Source organism: Albimonas donghaensis, from assembly GCF_900106695.1.
GTDB classification, from domain to species: domain Bacteria; phylum Pseudomonadota; class Alphaproteobacteria; order Rhodobacterales; family Rhodobacteraceae; genus Albimonas; species Albimonas donghaensis.
The window spans coordinates 284039-299423 of sequence record NZ_FNMZ01000004.1; the positions used below are offsets into that span (position 1 = coordinate 284039).

Annotated in this window: 15 protein-coding genes; 5 read left to right on the top strand and 10 right to left on the bottom strand. The window is 68.8% G+C overall.

What is annotated here, in order from left to right; genetic code table 11:
• Positions 1–123 precede the first annotated feature (123 nt).
• Both nudC and BLV24_RS21620 read left to right on the top strand, forming a co-directional pair.
• A complete protein-coding gene (gene nudC, locus BLV24_RS13405; protein ID WP_245710559.1) occupies positions 124–1176 on the top strand; it encodes an NAD(+) diphosphatase in 1053 nt (350 codons plus the stop codon).
• 143 nt (positions 1177–1319) lie between these two features.
• A complete protein-coding gene (locus BLV24_RS21620) occupies positions 1320–1502 on the top strand; it encodes a hypothetical protein (protein WP_143040312.1) in 183 nt (60 codons plus the stop codon).
• Between the two features lie 293 nt (positions 1503–1795).
• On the opposite strand, the gene BLV24_RS13410 is transcribed toward BLV24_RS21620, so the two are convergent.
• Positions 1796–2650, bottom strand: coding sequence for a prephenate dehydratase (locus tag BLV24_RS13410; RefSeq protein WP_092682560.1), 855 nt, complete (start codon positions 2648–2650; stop codon positions 1796–1798).
• A gap of 248 nt (positions 2651–2898) precedes the next feature.
• Between BLV24_RS13410 and BLV24_RS13415 the strand changes: the two genes are divergently transcribed.
• The 3 genes from BLV24_RS13415 (at position 2899) to BLV24_RS13425 (ending at position 5224) form a co-directional block, all read left to right on the top strand.
• On the top strand, positions 2899–3405 hold the full coding sequence (locus BLV24_RS13415) for a c-type cytochrome (protein ID WP_245710561.1): 507 nt from the start codon (positions 2899–2901) through the stop codon (positions 3403–3405).
• Between the two features lie 372 nt (positions 3406–3777).
• Positions 3778–4164 (top strand): DUF2852 domain-containing protein, encoded by a 387-nt coding sequence (locus tag BLV24_RS13420; RefSeq protein WP_092682562.1) that lies wholly within the window; start codon positions 3778–3780, stop codon positions 4162–4164.
• A 232-nt stretch (positions 4165–4396) separates the two neighbouring features.
• Entirely contained in the window at positions 4397–5224 is an 828-nt protein-coding gene (locus tag BLV24_RS13425; protein ID WP_092682564.1) for an arginyltransferase, read from the top strand.
• Between the two features lie 47 nt (positions 5225–5271).
• Here BLV24_RS13425 and BLV24_RS13430 read toward each other — a convergent pair whose 3' ends face one another.
• The 9 genes from BLV24_RS13430 to BLV24_RS13470 form a co-directional block, all read right to left on the bottom strand.
• Entirely contained in the window at positions 5272–6459 is a 1188-nt protein-coding gene (locus tag BLV24_RS13430; protein ID WP_176954748.1) for an FAD-dependent oxidoreductase, read from the bottom strand.
• Between the two features lie 139 nt (positions 6460–6598).
• On the bottom strand, positions 6599–6985 hold the full coding sequence (locus BLV24_RS13435; RefSeq protein WP_218133409.1) for a PaaI family thioesterase: 387 nt from the start codon (positions 6983–6985) through the stop codon (positions 6599–6601).
• Positions 6986–7064: 79 nt separating this feature from the next.
• A complete protein-coding gene (locus BLV24_RS13440) occupies positions 7065–7916 on the bottom strand; it encodes a protein NO VEIN domain-containing protein (protein ID WP_092682568.1) in 852 nt (283 codons plus the stop codon).
• Positions 7917–8025: 109 nt separating this feature from the next.
• Positions 8026–9981, bottom strand: coding sequence for an acetate--CoA ligase (gene acs / locus BLV24_RS13445; protein WP_092682570.1), 1956 nt, complete (start codon positions 9979–9981; stop codon positions 8026–8028).
• Between the two features lie 118 nt (positions 9982–10099).
• Positions 10100–10870: an ABC transporter ATP-binding protein gene (locus BLV24_RS13450; RefSeq protein WP_176954763.1), complete on the bottom strand. Its 771-nt coding sequence runs from the start codon at positions 10868–10870 to the stop codon at positions 10100–10102.
• A gap of 2 nt (positions 10871–10872) precedes the next feature.
• A complete protein-coding gene (locus BLV24_RS13455; RefSeq protein ID WP_092682574.1) occupies positions 10873–11634 on the bottom strand; it encodes an ABC transporter ATP-binding protein in 762 nt (253 codons plus the stop codon).
• A gap of 7 nt (positions 11635–11641) precedes the next feature.
• Positions 11642–12817 (bottom strand): branched-chain amino acid ABC transporter permease, encoded by a 1176-nt coding sequence (locus BLV24_RS13460; RefSeq protein ID WP_092682575.1) that lies wholly within the window; start codon positions 12815–12817, stop codon positions 11642–11644.
• 4 nt (positions 12818–12821) lie between these two features.
• Entirely contained in the window at positions 12822–13850 is a 1029-nt protein-coding gene (locus BLV24_RS13465) for a branched-chain amino acid ABC transporter permease (protein WP_092682577.1), read from the bottom strand.
• 152 nt (positions 13851–14002) lie between these two features.
• Positions 14003–15346: a substrate-binding protein gene (locus BLV24_RS13470; protein ID WP_092682579.1), complete on the bottom strand. Its 1344-nt coding sequence runs from the start codon at positions 15344–15346 to the stop codon at positions 14003–14005.
• Positions 15347–15385: the final 39 nt, after the last annotated feature.

Sequence of the window (15385 nt, forward strand, 5' to 3'; positions counted from 1 at the left end):
CCGCCGATTTCAAGCCCTGCGGGTCGGGTTTCGCCCGCCGGCCTCACCCGCCCCCGCCTTGCGCGTTCCCGACGGACCGGTCCATATGTACGCAAAGCGAATGACAAGGGGAGAGCCCGGACGATGAGCGAGACCACGCCCGCGAAGATGCCGGAGCCGATGATCCCGGAACACGAGATCACCTTCGCCGGAGGCGTCCGCGACCGCGCCGACCGCATCCGCGACAACGCCGTCATGGTCCGCCGCTTCTGGGACGATTCCGCCGCCCGCGTGCTGCCGCTGTGGCGCGGCAAGCCCCTGCTGGTGGAGCCTGAGGGCCCGGACGGGGCCGAGCCGCAGGCGCCGGTCAGCCTCGGCTGGCTGCCCACCGATCACCCGGTCCTGGAGGGCCTGGAGCTCGACCCCGTTCTGCTGGGGCTGGACGATCCCGAGGGGCGCCCCTCGGGCCGGTTCGCCGTGGATTTCTCCGCCTGGTCGGACCCCGCCGCCCCCGACGGCCCGCCGTCGAGCTTCCGCGACCCCACCGCCAACCGCCACCCGGACCTGCCCGCGGATCATGTCTTCGTCGACACCCGCATGGCGATGGCCCGGCTGACCACCCAGGACGCCGCCGACGTGGCCGCGGCCAAGGGGGTGCTGGAATGGCACCTCTCGCACCCGTTCTGCGCCAAGTGCGGGTCGCGCTCGAAGATGTCCCATGCCGGCTGGCGGCGCGACTGCCCCGCCTGCGGCGCCCAGCATTTCCCGCGCACCGACCCGGTGGTGATCATGCTGGTCGTGCGCGGCTCCCGCGTGCTGGTGGGTCGCCAGCAGGCCTGGCCGAAGGGCATGTTCTCCCTGCTCGCGGGCTTCATGGAGCCGGGCGAGACGCTGGAGGCCGCCGTGCGCCGCGAGGTGGACGAGGAGGCGATGATCCGCGTGGGCCGGGTCGCCTATGTCGCCTCGCAGCCCTGGCCCTTCCCCGCCTCGCTGATGTTCGGCTGCGCGGCGGAGGCGCTGGACGAGGACATCCGCATCGACCCCAAGGAGCTGGAATCGGCCATGTGGGTGGAGAAGGACGAGATGCGCGAGGCGCTGGCCGGCCGCCATCCGGTGATCGCCCCGGCCCGGCACGGCGCCATCGCGCGTTTCGTGCTGGAAGCCTGGGTCGAGGGCCGGATTCCCGATTTCGGCTGAGCGCCGCCGGGCGTTTTTTCCGCGCCGCCGGGTTCACAGAGCGCCGGCTCCCCCCTAGGTTGCGTATCCGGGCCGGTCTGCGGGCCTTTCCGCGGGCCGGTCCGGATATCGATGACCAGACCAGATGGAAGGGAGACCCCGCCATGCGTATGGAAGATGTCGAGATCCAGGCCCGCTCGCTCTATGAGCAGCTGGGCCCCCGCGCGATCGCCACCGCCGCCCAGCGCGCCGTGCGCCATGAGGAGATCGGCGAGGCCGAGGAGGCCGAGCGCTGGCGCCGCATTCAGGCCCGCCTGACCGAGAAGCGCGGCGCCCACCAGAGCTGACCGCCGCGAACGCCCTTCGGCCCTCGCCGCGTCGGCAGCGCCGCGCCGGGGCGGGCCCTCCCGACCCGGGCGCCGGCCGCGCCTCCCATGTCTGACCCCTGGGAGGCGAACCCCGAAGCATGGCGTTCCCGCATGGCGCTCCGGCAGCGGACATGTCTCACGTCGCGCGACGCTCACGACGCGCGACGGCGTTCGGGCTCTGTCCGCAAGCACGCGACCCGGAGCCGGGGGCCCGACGCCCCCCCCGAGCCCCCCGGCTTCCGCCCGGTCCCATCCCGGAGCGCGGCGTTGGATCAGACCTTCTTCACCCGCTCCCGGTAGGGATGCGACGGGTAGACGCCCAGGATCCGGCGATGCGAGGTGAAAAAGCCCAGCTCCTCCATCGCGTTGCGCACCGAAGGGTCTTCGGGATGCCCCTCGATGTCGGCCAGGAACTGCGTGGCGGTGAAGGACCCGCCGGCCATGTAGCTCTCCAGTTTCACCATGTTCACGCCGTTGGTCGCGAATCCCCCCATCGCCTTGTAAAGCGCGGCGGGCACGTTGCGGACCTCGAACAGGAAGGTGGTCAGCACCTTGGGAGCGGAAGGTTCGGCCTCGATCTTCTGGCGGCTCATGACCAGAAAGCGGGTGGCGTTGTTCTTGTTGTCATGGACGTCGCGGGCGAGGATCTCCAGCCCGTAGATCTCCGCCGCCAGCTCGGAGGCGAGCGCCGCGCGCCCCGGCTTCGTGGCCTCCGCCACCATGCGCGCGGAGCCGGCGGTGTCCGCCCCGGTGATCGGGCGGATGCCGTGACGGCCGAGGAAATCCCGGCACTGCCCCAGCAGCACGGTGTGGGACATGGCCTCGGTCACGTCCTCCAGCCTGTCCCCGGGGCGGCCCATCAGCTGGATGGCCACGGGCACGAAGGTTTCGCCGATGATGAACAGGCCCGAGCCCGGCAGCAGCGCGTGAATGTCGGCGACCCGGCCATAGGTGGAGTTCTCCACCGGCAGCATGGCGAGTCGGGCCTCGCCGGAGCGCACCGTGGCGATCGCCTCCTCGAAGGTGGCGCAGGGAATCGGCTCGAGGTCGGGATAGGCCTGGCGACAGGCGAGATGCGAGTAGGCTCCCGGCTCTCCCTGGAAGGCGATGCGGTCTTGCTGGCTCATGGTCTCCCGCTTCGGGCGTGATCCGCCGCCGATGCAAGACGTCTTGCAACGGATTGGAACCGCCCTCTTTCCGGTCAATGGGTCGCGCCTTATACGCCTTGCGGGCGGGGTCGGGAAGCGGCTAGGAAATCGCAACCCAGCCGCGCCCCGGGCGCGACCGCTCCGACCCTGCGCGCCTGTCGCGGATGGGGTCGACCTGGCGGCCCCCGGCGGAAGCGGGGCCAGGACTGAAAAGGGGTCAGGACGCTATGGACTCGATGGAGATCAACAAGATCATGGGAGCCGTGGTCGGCTCGCTGCTGATCTATCTCGGCGTTCAGTTCTTCGCCGACCAGATTTTCCACCCCGCCGGACACGGCGATGAACACGACTACGCCTATGCCCTCGAGATCGAGGAATCCGGCGGCGGCACGGAAGAAGAGCAGGTCGATTTCGGCGCCCTTCTGGCCGAGGCCGATCCGGCCCGCGGCGAGCGGGTGTTCGGCAAGTGCAAGGCCTGCCACAAGCTGGACGGCACCAACGCCACCGGCCCGCATCTGGACGGCGTCGTGGGCCGCGCGGTCGACGCGGTGGACGGCTTCGCCTATTCCGGCGCGCTGGAAGCGGTGGTCGACACCTGGTCGCCGGAGAACCTGCAGCACTTCCTGGCCAACCCGCGCAAGTTCGCGCCGGGCACCGCCATGGGCTTCGCCGGCCTTCCGAAGATCGAGGACCGCGCCGCGCTGGTCGCCTATCTTCAGACCCAGGGCGGCTGACGCCGCCATCGCGGCCCGCGCCTTCGCGGATCGCCTTCGGATCGAAAACGCCCGCCGGTTCCCCCGGCGGGCGTTTTCCGTTTTCGCCGTCCTGTTCCGCCCGCGCCCCGGATCGCCCTGCGATCCGGCGGCCCGCCGACCCCGCCCCGCTTCGGGCGGGCGAGGCGGGCCGCCCTCCCTCCCCGCGCTCCGGCCCCCGCCACGCGCCCCGCACACGCGTGCGACGGAGCAGTCCGGGTCATGCGTGGAAAATTCGAGGGCGCCTCTTGCAAGGCGGCCCGGATCGCCCATCTATGTAAATGTGATTTACATTCACATCGCGCCATGGGGGCGCATCGTGCCGCCAAGGCGCATCGAGACACGGGGATAGCAATGGACAGGATCAAGGATCTTCTGAGACGAGGCGAGGCCACGCTGGACCACTGGGGCAAACCCGGCTGGATCGGCGCGATGGTCTTCCTCTTCATCCTGGCGTGGCCGCTGGGCCTCGCCTTTCTCTTCTACATGATCTGGAGCGGACGTATGGGCAAGGGCTGCAACTCGCGCTGGAAGCGCAACCGTCACGGCGCCTATCAGTCGAGCGGCAACGCCGTGTTCGACAGCTACAAGGAAGAGACGCTCAAGCGGCTCGAGGAAGAGCAGACCGCCTTCCAGGACTTCATGGAGCGGCTGCGCCGCGCCAAGGACCAGGCCGAGTTCGACCAGTTCATGGACGAACGCCGCCGCGGGCCGGCGCCTTCCGGCGAAGCCACCGCCTGACGCGCCCGCCCCAAGCGGGCGACGCCGCGCCCGGCGACCCTCGCGGTCGCCGGGCGCGCGCGCGTTCGCAGCCCCCCCGACGGCGGCAAAGCCCCGACGCCCGGTCCGTCGATCCGTGTCGCCCGCGACGCAGGGCGCCCGCCGCCATCACCCATGGGATCGCGGCGATGATGACGAGACGGTGACCCCCTGCTAGGGTCGCGACTCGACGCCCCATTTCGCGCAGAGGTCCATGAGCCACCATCAGGGAAAGATCGCGCCGCAGTTCTTCGTGACGGCTCCCCAGCCCTGCCCCTATCTCGAGGGCCGGGCGGAACGAAAGCTCTTCACCACCCTGCGCAATCCGGACGCCGCCGCGGTCAACGACTTCCTGTCGCTGCGCGGCTTTCGTCGTTCGCAGGGCGTCGTCTACCGGCCCTCCTGCGCCGGCTGCAACGCTTGCCTGTCCACGCGAATCCCCGTCGACGGCTTTCAGCCCGGCCGCACCCATCGGCGGGTGATCGCGCGCAACGCCGATCTCGCCCGCGTCGCCGTGGGCGCGCAGGCGACCGAAGATCAGTACGAGCTCTTCCGCCGCTATCTCGACCATCGCCACGCCGATGGCGGCATGGCCGAGATGGACGAGTTCGAGTTCTCCGCCATGATCGAGGAGACGCCGGTCCGCACCCGCGTCGTCGAATACCGCCGCGCCCCGGATCGCGAGGCCGGGGAACGCGGGCCCGACGTGCTGGTGGGCGCCTGCCTGACCGACGTGCTCTCGGACGGGCTGTCGATGGTCTACTCGTTCTTCGATCCGGCGGAGGAGCGGCGCTCGCTCGGCACCTACATGATTCTCGACCATCTGGAGATCGCGCGGGCCGCGGGTCTGCCCTATGTCTATCTCGGCTACTGGGTCCCGGGTTCGCCGAAGATGGATTACAAGGCGAAGTTCCGGCCCTTCGAGATCTACCAGGCCGACCAGTGGAAACGCGTCGACGCGCCCGAGACGGTGAAGGCCGAGGTGCATCCCCTGGCCGTCGACCCGATCGCCGAGCAGGTCGCCAAGCTGATGAACGGCTGAGGCGGCTCGCCCCCTCCCCGTCGCGCCCCCCTGCTCGGCCGCCCGTCTCAGCCTTCCGGGCCGAAGCCCGAATCGTAGCCCTCCGCCGCCAGGTCGCCGCCCAGCGCCAGCAGCGCGCCCAGTCGGCCGATCTCGTCCGAGCATTTGGCGCCCGAGCCGTTGCCCACCGTCACCGCATAAAGACACTCTCCCGCCTGATGAATCAGCGGCGCCTTCCAGGCGTTGAACGAGGTCACGCAGGCGGCCGAGCCCAGCGAGGCGTAGCGCAGCCCCGGCATCAGCTCGCACAGCATTTCGGTGAGCTTGTCGCGCACCGCGAGGTCGCCTTCGGTGCGGAACCACTCCGCGATCTCGGCATCCGTGGTCAGGGGCTGATCCATCGGGTCGCCGCCGATCTTCATGTACCACCTGCCATCGGGATAGGGCAGCGGCGGCAGCAGATAGGGGGCGGCGCGGGGATCGTCGGGCTCCCATACCAGGGTGGGCATGGCGGCGAGGCGCGCGCGCTCGGCTTCGTCGATCTCCAGCAACGCCACGGTTCGGGCGTAGACGTCGATCTTCGGACGCTGGGGCAGCAACTCGCGGGACCAGGCGCCGGCGGCGATCACCGCTCTGGGCGCGCGGAACACGACCCCGTCGGCGCAGCGGACGCTCGCCTCGCCGGCGGTCTCGTCGATGGCCACGACGTGGGAGGCATGGCGCGCGGCGCCCCCCGCCGTGGCGAGCGCGATCTGGGCGCGGACCAGCGCCCGCGGGTCGATGCAGCCGGCGCCGCTCGGCTCATGCAGGGCGACCGTGCCTTCGGGGAAGGCGAAGAAGGGGAAGGTCTCCGCCAGCGCCGCGCCCTCGTAGCGGACATGGGGGATGGATTGCGCCTCGGCCACCGCGAGCGTGCTGGCCATGAAACCGGTGTTGGAGCCGTCCAGCGGCCCGGCCATCATGCCCCCTGTCTCGCGGAAGAAGGGGATGCCCGAGGCGGCTTCGATCCCCGCATAGCGCCCGATGGCGCGGCGCGACAGGCGGGCCCAGTCGCCGCGCGCGTCCAGCGCCCGCGTGATGCGCCCCGAATCGTGGTGGCTGGCGAAGGGGGCGGCGTGGGTGGCGCGGGACACCGGCTCGTCCGGGCCGAGCAGCAGGACCTTCGCCCCGGCCTCGGTCATGTGGCGGGCGCAGGCGGCGCCCATCATGCCGGCGCCGATGACGATGGCGTCGAAGGTGTCGGGGGTTGCGGTCATGGGGATCTCCGGCGCGGACGGGCGCGGGGATGCGGCCCGAGGGATCATCATGGCGATGGGCGCGGCGGCGGAAAGGGGGCGCGTGGGGGAAATCCCGCGCCTGGCGCCGAGGCCACCCCGCCCCGCCCCGCGCCGCCTGTCAGAGCACCAGCTGCGTCTGGGTCACCAGCGCCACGTCCTTGCCGTCGGCCCGCGTTATCCGGGTCTGCCAGACCGAGAGCCGGGCGCCGATCTTCACCGGGGTGGCGACGGCGGTGACGGTCTCGCCCTCCGGCCCGGCGCCGAGGAAGTTGGTCTTCGATTCGATGGTGGTGGTGCTCTTGCCCTCGGGCAGGTTCAGCACGGCGCCGATCGCGCCCACCGCATCGGCGAAGGCCATCACCGCGCCGCCATGCATGATGTGACCCGCGGTGCAGAGATCCGGCCGGATCACCAGCGTCGCCGTCACCTTGTCCCTGGTCGCCTCGACCACCTCGACGCCCATCAGCTTCGAGAACGGCATGCGGTCGGCCATGTTCGCGGTCATCTCGCCACTCCTCCCATGTTGTTTCGGCCATGGGAGGGCGCCCCGCGCAGCGAAGCAATGACCTTGCAGGTCATCGCGATCAGCCGAATTCGGCCCGGTAGCTGGTGGCGATCAACGACACATGGTTTTCGAGCGGCGGCCGCAATTCGAACGCGCCCGGCTTGCGGTCGATATCGTGCAGACGCATCAGCACCCAGGCGTCGCGGCGCGCCTCGGAGACCCGCAGCTCGTTGCGCGAGATGTGGAAGGGCGTGCGGTTCCAGCCGCGCGTGGTCTTCACCTCGATCAGCCGCGGGCGGCCGTCCTGCTCGAAGCTCTCGATGTCGTAGCCCGCGCCATCGCCCCGGGTCTGGGAGGTCCAGTCCACGCGGCGCGCGAGGTCGTCCCGTCCGACGGTGCGCAGGGCGGCGCGCTCATGCTCCAGCGCCATCTCCTCCCCGGCCCTGCCCAGCGCGCGGTTGCGCTCGTCCCGCTCCGCCGCCCCGAAGCGGCGCGCCGTAGCTTCAGCTTGCTCGGCCTCCTTGGGTTGAGCTTGATTGGTCAGAGTAGGCGCAGCGCGGAACAAAAGCGTGGGAAACTCCGCGAAGCCGGCGGTGCCGCCAATTCGCATCGCAGCATCCCATACCGGCGGGCGTTCAACCCAATCCGGATGAAGCGCGAGCCAGCGGGCGACAGCGTCTTCGAGCGATCTCTGGTAGTTGAACAGCGGCTTGTAACCGGCGATTCGTGTTTCGCCTGCTGACTGAAGAATGGCGCTGATGTTACGGTGCTTGTATTCGATCGCAGTTTCCGGCCGACCGATACGTGCGCAAAGCTCCCGCCTGTGCTCGCTCTTGTTGAGCCGCCGCCCCGCGCGTTCCTCTTCAAGCATGGCGAAGTAGTCCGCCACCGTCAGGTCATTGTCGTTGTCGCTCCAGGGTCCATCGCTCATTGTGCCAAATCAGGACAATGGGCATTCTAGGTCAACGAAAAAAGCGCCCCCGACGAAAAAGGCCGGCCGCGTGGATCACGCGGCCGGCCCGGTTCGGAGGCGGGAACGCTCAGGCGCTCGCGGCCTGCTTGTGGACCGAATTCGCCACCAGGTCGTCGACCACCGCCGGCTCCGCCAGGGTCGAGGTGTCCCCGAGATTGCCGGTGTCGTTCTCGGCGATCTTGCGCAGGATGCGGCGCATGATCTTGCCGGAACGGGTCTTGGGCAGGCCCGGCGCCCACTGGATCACGTCGGGCTTGGCGATGGGGCCGATCTCGGTCCGGACCCAGTTCGCCAGCTCGGTCTTCAGGGCGTCGGAGGGCTCGACCCCCTCCATCAGCGTCACGTAGCAGTAGATGCCCTGCCCCTTGATGTCGTGCGGATAGCCGACCACCGCGGCCTCGGCGACCTTCTCATGGGCGACGAGGGCGCTTTCGACCTCCGCCGTGCCCATGCGATGGCCCGAGACGTTGATCACGTCGTCGACCCGCCCGGTGATCCAGTAATAGCCGTCCTCATCCCGCCGGCAGCCGTCGCCAGCGAAGTAGTAGCCCTTGAACATCTCGAAATAGGTGGAGATGAAGCGCGCGTGGTCGCCCCAGATCGTGCGCATCTGGCCGGGCCACGAGTCCTTGATCGCCAGCACGCCGGAGACCGCGCCCGAAAGCTCGTTCCCCTGGTCGTCCAGCACCACCGGCTCCACCCCGAAGAACGGGCGGGTCGCCGAGCCGGGCTTCAGCGGCGTCGCGCCGGGCAGCGGGGAGATCAGGATGCCCCCGGTCTCGGTCTGCCACCAGGTGTCGACGATGGGGCATTTCCCCTTGCCGATGACCCGGTGATACCAGGACCAGGCCTCCGGATTGATCGGCTCGCCGACCGAGCCGAGGATGCGCAGGGACGACAGATCGCATTTCGTCACCCACTCGTCGCCCTTGCCCATCAGGGCGCGCAGGGCGGTCGGGGCGGTGTAGAAGATCGAGACCTTGTGCTTGTCCACCACCTGCCAGAAGCGCGAGGCGTCGGGGAAGGTGGGCACGCCCTCGAACATCAGGGTCGTGGCGCCGTTGGCCAGCGGCCCGTAGAGGATGTAGCTGTGCCCGGTGACCCAGCCCACATCCGCCGTGCACCAGTAGACCTCGCCGTCCTTGTAGTCGAAGACGTGCTCATGGGTCATCGCGGCGTAGACGAGGTAGCCGCCTGACGTGTGCACCACGCCCTTGGGTTTGCCCGTGGACCCGGAGGTGTAGAGGATGAAGAGCGGATCCTCGGCGTCCATCTCCTCGGGCGGGCAATCGGCGGAGGCGGTCTCGGCCAGGTCCTCGTAGCGGAAATCCCGGCCCTCGACCCAGTCGATCTGGCCGCCGGTGCGGGTGCAGACCAGCAGCTTGACCGAATCCTTGCAGCGGCGCAGCGCCTTGTCGGCATTGGATTTCAGCGCCGTGGCGCGGCCGCCGCGGGGGGCGTGGTCGGCGGTGATGACCAGCCTGGCCTCGGAATCGTTGACCCGGTCGGCCAGCGCGTCGGGCGAGAAGCCCGCGAAGACCACCGAATGGATCGCGCCGATCCGCGCGCAGGCGAGCATGGCGTAGGCCGCGACGGGGATCATCGGCAGATAGATCACCACCCGGTCGCCCTTGCCGACCCCCAGCCCCTTCAGCACGTTGGCGAAGCGCGATACCTCGTCCTTGAGCTGGGAATAGGTGATGTGCTGCGCGGCCTCGGACGGATCGTCGGGCTCGAAGATGATGGCGGTCTGGTCGCCCCGGGTCGCGACATGGCGGTCGATGCAGTTGGCGGCCACGTTCAGCGTGCCGTCGTCGAACCAGCGGATCGAGACGTCGGGGTAATCGTAGTTGACCGCCTTCACTGTCGAATAGGGGCGGATCCAGTCGATGCGCCGCCCGTGATCGTCCCAGAACGCGGCGGGGTCCTTCACGGAGGCGGCGTACATCGCCTCGTAGCTCTCCGCGGTCACCGAGGCGCTCTTGGCGACGTCGGGGGACACCGGAATCACGGTCTCGGTCATGGGGCGTGGTCCTCCTGAATGTCTCTCGGACGCGCGCCGTCGGGCGTCGCGCGCCCATTCGTTAACGGATGGGGCGGTTGAGGTCGCCCCATCCTTTAGGGTCAGATGGCCCCTCGGCTCAGATCGCCAGATATTCCTGGCGCAGCGCGGCGTCGTTGAGCACCGCTTCGGCGGTTCCGTCGAACACCACCTGTCCCATGTCGAGAATGATCGCACGGTCGGCAAGCTGCAAGGCGGCGATGGCGTTCTGTTCGACGATCACCGTGGTGATGCCCAGTTTCTTGATCTCGGCCAGCGTGCGCTCGATCTCCTGCACGATCACCGGAGCGAGGCCCTCATAGGGCTCGTCCAGCAGCAGCAGCTTGATGTCGCGCGCCAGCGCCCGGCCGATGGCCAGCATCTGCTGCTCCCCGCCCGAGAGGGTCACGCCCTCCTGCATCCGACGCTCGCCCAGACGGGGGAAAAGTTCGTAGATGCGTTCGATCGACCAGCCGATGGGCGGCGCGATCTGGGCGAGCCTGAGGTTCTCCTCCACCGTCAGGCCGGCGATGATGCGCCGGTCCTCGGGCACCAGGGCGATGCCGTGCTGGGAGGCCTCGTGCGCCTTCATCGAATGCACGGGCTTGTGGTCCAGCCAGATCTCCCCGTGCTTCAGGGCCGGGTCGTCGAGCCGCGCGATGGTGCGCAGGGTCGAGGTCTTGCCCGCCCCGTTGCGGCCCAGAAGGGCGACGATCTCGCCCTCGTGGATGTTGAAGTTCACGCCCTGCACGATGTAGCTCTCGCCATAATAGGCGTGCAGGTCCCAGGCGGAGAAGTAGGCCGGCGGCGTGCCGGAGCTGCGCGGGTTCGGGGTTTTCCTGACCGCGGCGAAGGCGGCGTCGTCGACGATGCTCACAGGTGCGCTCCTCCGAGATAGGCTTCCTGGACCTTGGCGTTGCCCTTGATGTTCTCGGGCGCGTCCTCGACGATCACGTGGCCCTGCGCCAGCACCGAGATCCGGTCGGCGAGGCTGAACACCACGTGCATGTCGTGCTCGATCACCACCTTGGTGATGTTGCGCTCGGAGCCGATGCGCTTGAGCAGGTCGATGGTGGCGTTGGTGTCGGCCCGCGCCATGCCGGCGGTGGGCTCGTCCAGCAGCAGCAGCCGGGGCTCCTGCACCAGGCACATGGCCATCTCCAGCCGCCGCTTGTCGCCGCGCGACAGCGACCCGGACGGCATGTTGCGCCGGTCCGCCATGGCCACGTCGGCAAGCGCGCGCTCGGCCTTGTCGCGGATCTCCGCCTCCCGGCTCAGCGGGTGCCAGCCATGCAGGCGGAAGGCGCCGTCGCGCTGCGCCAGCGCCGGGATCATCACGTTCTCCAGCACCGTGAGATCCTCGAAGATCTCCGGGGTCTGGAACACGCGGGAGACGCCCGCCTGGTTGATCTCGTGGGGCTTCTTGCCGATCAGGCTCTGCCCCGCGAAGGTCACCGTGCCGGTGTCGGGCACGAGACGCCCGACGAAACAGTTGAGCAGCGTGGACTTGCCGGCGCCGTTGGGCCCGATGATGGCGTGGACCGTGCCCTCCATCACCGTGAGGTTGACGTCATCGAGCGCCTTGAGGCCGCCGAAGCGCTTGTTGACGCTCTGAACTTCGAGGATCGGGGTCATGGCGCCCTCACTCTGCGGGGGCGGGACGCGACTGCGCCTCGCCGGACTGCGGGTCCGCCTTGGAGCGGGAGGTGAAGAGCCGGCCGATGCGCTGGGCGCCCTCGATCAGCCCGCCGGGCAGGAAGGTCACGATCAGCATGAAGATCAGGCCGAGCGTCAGGTGCCAGCCCTCCCCGACGAACAGCCCGAGCACCGCGGAGACCGCGTTGTTGAGCCCGTCGGGCAGGAAGGCGAAGACGCCGTGCAGGGTCGAGTCGTTGATCGCCGAGAAGATGTTCTCGAAATACTTGATCAGCCCCGCGCCCAGCACCGGCCCCAGCAGGGTGCCCGCGCCGCCGAGAATGGTCATCAGCACCACCTCTCCGGAGGCGGTCCACTGCATCCGCTCGGCGCCCGCCAGCGGATCCATCGCCGCCAGCAGCCCGCCGGCCAGGCCCGCGAACATGCCCGAGATCACGAAGGCCGCCAGCGTGTAGGGCTTGGTGTCGAGCCCGGTGTAGCTCATCCGGTTCTGGTTGGACTTCACCGCCTTCAGCATCATCCCGAAGGGCGAGCGGAACAGGCGCATGGAGATCCAGAAGCTCAGGATCAGGATCAGCGCGCAGACGTAGAAGCCCATGTTGAACTGCAGGGTCATGCCGGCGAGCGACGTCTCCCAGGTCGAGATCATGTCCAGCCCGAAGAGATTGGAGGCCGGGGCCTGCCCCTCCGCCGCGGCGTCGAGGATGCGGGGGTCGGACAGCGTGATCTGAAGCCCGGTCTCGCCATTGGTGATGGGCGTGAGCACCGAATAGGCGAGGTTGTAGCACATCTGCGCGAAGGCCAGCGTGAGGATCGAGAAGTAGATCCCCGACCGGCGCAGCGAGATGAAGCCGATGACCAGGCTGAACAGCCCCGCCACGATCACCGAGAAGATGACGGCGGGAATGATGTTCATGCTCAGCAGCTTGAACATCCAGACCGCGGCGTAGGACCCGACGCCCAGGAAGGCCGCATGGCCGAAGCTGAGATAGCCGGTCAGGCCGAACAGGATGTTGAAGCCGATCGCGAAGATCCCGTAGATCGCGAATTTCTGCAGGAGGTCCGGGTAGCCCGCCCCGAAGGGGGCGAGGATCACCGGGCCGGCGAGCACCGCGATCGAGAAGACGATCAGCAGCAGGGTGTCGGAGGTCTTGGTGTTCATGGGATCAGGCCTCCATCACGCCCTTGCGGCCCAGCAGGCCCCGGGGGCGGGTGAGCAGGATGACGACGGCCACCAGGTAGATGATGATCTGGTCGATGCCGGGGAGGATCTGCTTGACCTCGTTCATCGAGGCGAAGCTCTGCAGGATGCCGAGCAGAAAGCCCGCGGCGACCGCGCCGGGCAGCGAGCCCATGCCGCCGACCACGACGACCACGAAGCTCAGGACCAGGAAGTCCATGCCCAGGTGGTAGTCGGGCGACAGGATCGGGGTGTACATGACCCCCGCCAGCCCCGCGACGACGGCGGCGAGCCCGAACATCAGCGTGAAGCGCTTGTCGATGTTGATGCCCAGCAGGCCGACGGTTTCACGGTCCGCCATGCCGGCGCGGACCACCATCCCGAAGGTGGTGAAGCGCAGGAAGCAGAACACGGCGCCCAGCACCGCCGCGGCGAAGAGGAAATAGACCAGCCGCCACAGCGGATAGACGATCACGCCGGCCTCCATCCCGAAGGCGGCGCCGAAATCGGCCATGCCGGACAGGGTGTCGGGGGCGGGCTGGGGAATCGGGTTGGCGCCGAAGAAGGCCTTGATGATCTCCTGCAGCACGATGGCCAGGCCGAAGGTCACCAGGATCTGGTCCGCATGGGGGCGCTTGTAGAAGTGGCGGATCAGACCGCGCTCCATCACCAGGCCCACCAGGAACATGAAGGGCAGCGCCAGCGCGATCGAGACCGGCACCGACCAGTCGATCAGCCAGGTCCCGGCGTCGCCGAACCAGGCCTCCGCATAGGGGGTGCGCAGCTCCAGCGGCGTGCCCCAGGCGGTCTTCTCGGTGTCGGACAGGACGATCTTCTGGAGGGTCAGCAGCTTGTTGATGGTCACGGCGCAGAAGGCGCCCAGCATGAACAGCGCGCCATGGGCGAAGTTCACCACGCCCAGCGTCCCGAAGATCAGCGTCAGACCCAGCGCGATCATCGCGTAGGCGGAGCCCTTGTCGAGCCCGTTCAGAATTTGGAGTAGAATCGCGTCCATCGCGCCGGCTCCCGTTGGCTGGCCCGTTCGTGGGGGTCACCGATTTCGCGGGGTGGGGATCGCCGGCGACGGGGAGGAGATCCGCGGCCGACGACCCCCGATGACGCCGACCGCGCGAGGGGCGCGGCCGACGTTTCGCACTCAGGCGCGGATCACGCGCCCGGGTTGCACTTGCCCAGCTCGCCGCCGGCGAACATGGGATGGTCGACCGGGTAGGTCACCTGCTCGGCCGGGGTGACGTCCACGACTTCCAGAAGGTCGAACTGGGAGGTCGGGTTGTCCTTGCCCTTCACGACCAGCACGTCCTTGAAGCACTGGTGATCGCCGGCGCGATACAGCGTCGGGCCATTGCCCAGGCCGTCGAACTGGTAGTCCTCCAGCGCCTCGGCGATGGCGCAGGGGTTGAACGACCCGGCGCGCTGGGCCGCGTCGGCGTAGAGCAGGGTCTGGCAGTAGGTGGTGTGCGCGGCCTGGGACGGCGGGAAGCCGTATTTCTGACCGAAGGAGCGCACGAAGGCCTGGGAGCCCGCGTCCTGCAGCGACCAGTGCCAGTTGGTGGAGCCGAAGATGCCCTTCACCGCCTCGCCCGCGCCCTGCGCCATGAGGCGGGAATAGAGCGGGACCACGATCTCGAACTGCTTGCCGTTGACCTGCTTGTCCTTAAGGCCGAACTGCACCGCCTGGGTCAGCGAGTTGACCATGTCGCGGCCGTAGTGGTTCAGGATCAGCACGTCGGCGCCCGAGTTCAGCACCGGGGTGATGTACTGCGAGAAGTCGCCCGCGCCCAGCGGGGTGCGCACCTTGTTCACCGTCTCCCAGCCGAGCCCCTCGGTGGCGGCGGCGATCGACTCCTCCTGGGTCCAGCCCCAGGTGTAGTCGGCGGTCAGGTGATAGGCCTTGCGGTCGGCCCCGTACTGGGCCTTGAGCACCGGCGCCAGCGCCGCGCCCGACATGTAGGCGTTGAAGAAGTGGCGGAAGCCGTTGGCCTTCTTGTCCTTGCCGGTGGTGTCGTTGGAATGGGTGAGGCCGGCCATGAAGATGACGCCCATCTCCTGGCACAGGCCCTGCACCGCGATGGCGACGCCCGAGGACGAGCCGCCGGTGATCATGATGGCGCCGTCACGCTCGATCATGCGCTTGGCCGAGGCGCGGGCCGCGTCGGACTTGGTCTGGGTGTCGCCGGTGACGAACTCCACCTTCTTGCCGTTGATGCCCGAGCCGCTCAGCGCCTTGGAGGAGAAGGTGGCGAGCATGCCGCCGTCGCCGCCGCCGTTGAGATGCTCGACCGCCAGCTCGTAGGCCCGCAGCTCGTCCGCGCCCTCCTCGGCGTAGGCGCCGGTCTGGGGGACGTTGAAGCCGAGGGTGACCGTGCCGCCCGTCGGCTCGTTGGTATAGGCGTAGGCCGGGCGCGACCAGACCATGGGCGCTGCGATGCCGGCGCCCGCGACCGCGGAGGTCTTGAGCAGGCCGCGGCGGCTGATGGTGAATTTCGTCATGTAATCCTCCCGTTGAGGACCGGGTTTCGCGACCCGGCC

Excerpts from the sequence above, each read along its gene's own strand:
- nudC (WP_245710559.1), top strand. The coding sequence starts at position 124 with ATGAGCGAGACCACGCCCGCGAAGATGCCGGAGCCGATGATCCCGGAA.
- BLV24_RS21620 (WP_143040312.1), top strand. The coding sequence starts at position 1,320 with ATGCGTATGGAAGATGTCGAGATCCAGGCCCGCTCGCTCTATGAGCAG.
- BLV24_RS13410 (WP_092682560.1), bottom strand. The coding sequence starts at position 2,650 with ATGAGCCAGCAAGACCGCATCGCCTTCCAGGGAGAGCCGGGAGCCTAC.
- BLV24_RS13415 (WP_245710561.1), top strand. The coding sequence starts at position 2,899 with ATGGACTCGATGGAGATCAACAAGATCATGGGAGCCGTGGTCGGCTCG.
- BLV24_RS13420 (WP_092682562.1), top strand. The coding sequence starts at position 3,778 with ATGGACAGGATCAAGGATCTTCTGAGACGAGGCGAGGCCACGCTGGAC.
- BLV24_RS13425 (WP_092682564.1), top strand. The coding sequence starts at position 4,397 with ATGAGCCACCATCAGGGAAAGATCGCGCCGCAGTTCTTCGTGACGGCT.
- BLV24_RS13430 (WP_176954748.1), bottom strand. The coding sequence starts at position 6,459 with ATGACCGCAACCCCCGACACCTTCGACGCCATCGTCATCGGCGCCGGC.
- BLV24_RS13435 (WP_218133409.1), bottom strand. The coding sequence starts at position 6,985 with ATGACCGCGAACATGGCCGACCGCATGCCGTTCTCGAAGCTGATGGGC.
- BLV24_RS13440 (WP_092682568.1), bottom strand. The coding sequence starts at position 7,916 with ATGAGCGATGGACCCTGGAGCGACAACGACAATGACCTGACGGTGGCG.
- acs (WP_092682570.1), bottom strand. The coding sequence starts at position 9,981 with ATGACCGAGACCGTGATTCCGGTGTCCCCCGACGTCGCCAAGAGCGCC.
- BLV24_RS13455 (WP_092682574.1), bottom strand. The coding sequence starts at position 11,634 with ATGACCCCGATCCTCGAAGTTCAGAGCGTCAACAAGCGCTTCGGCGGC.
- BLV24_RS13460 (WP_092682575.1), bottom strand. The coding sequence starts at position 12,817 with ATGAACACCAAGACCTCCGACACCCTGCTGCTGATCGTCTTCTCGATC.
- BLV24_RS13465 (WP_092682577.1), bottom strand. The coding sequence starts at position 13,850 with ATGGACGCGATTCTACTCCAAATTCTGAACGGGCTCGACAAGGGCTCC.
- BLV24_RS13470 (WP_092682579.1), bottom strand. The coding sequence starts at position 15,346 with ATGACGAAATTCACCATCAGCCGCCGCGGCCTGCTCAAGACCTCCGCG.